This is a genomic window from Vibrio sp. 1727 (genome assembly GCF_033344415.1).
GTDB lineage: Bacteria > Pseudomonadota > Gammaproteobacteria > Enterobacterales > Vibrionaceae > Vibrio > Vibrio alginolyticus.
The window spans coordinates 1-501 of record NZ_JAWPOT010000733.1 but is presented as its reverse complement, the minus strand read 5'-3'; the positions used below and the strand labels follow the sequence as shown (position 1 = coordinate 501).

Below are 501 nucleotides of genomic sequence, written 5' to 3'. Positions count from 1 at the left end.
CTAAGCTTCTTAAAACGGTGGATAGTGAAGGCACAGGGCATAAATACCTTATTCAGCATAGTGCAGGTTCAGGTAAATCAAACTCGATTGCGTGGCTATCTCACCAATTGGCTTCTAAGCATTACTACACCGATCATCCTGAGCTAAACAAACAAGCTGGGGATAAGGTTTTCGATTCCGTCATTGTCATCACTGACCGAACGGTACTGGATAGCCAGTTGCAAGACACGATTTATCAGTTTGACCATAACGAAGGAATGATTGCTCGTGTTAACCGAGAAGAGGCACAAGGCTCTAAATCTAGCCAATTAGCAGGAGAGCTAAAAGCAAGTACCTCAATCATTATCGTGACAATTCAAACCTTCCCACACGTTTTAGAGGCGATCCGTAAAGACTCAACCCTCGCAGGCCGAAGCTATGCTGTAATTGCCGATGAAGCACACTCCAGCCAGACAGGAACAACTGCTCGCAAACTGCGTGAAGTGCTCATGGCGGAGCAAC

The 501-nt window shown here is 46.1% G+C and carries 1 protein-coding gene; it reads left to right on the top strand.

Annotated features, from left to right (window positions below):
- A partial coding sequence (locus R8O10_RS27865; RefSeq protein WP_318192313.1) for a DEAD/DEAH box helicase family protein occupies positions 1-501 on the top strand: 501 nt, incomplete at both ends.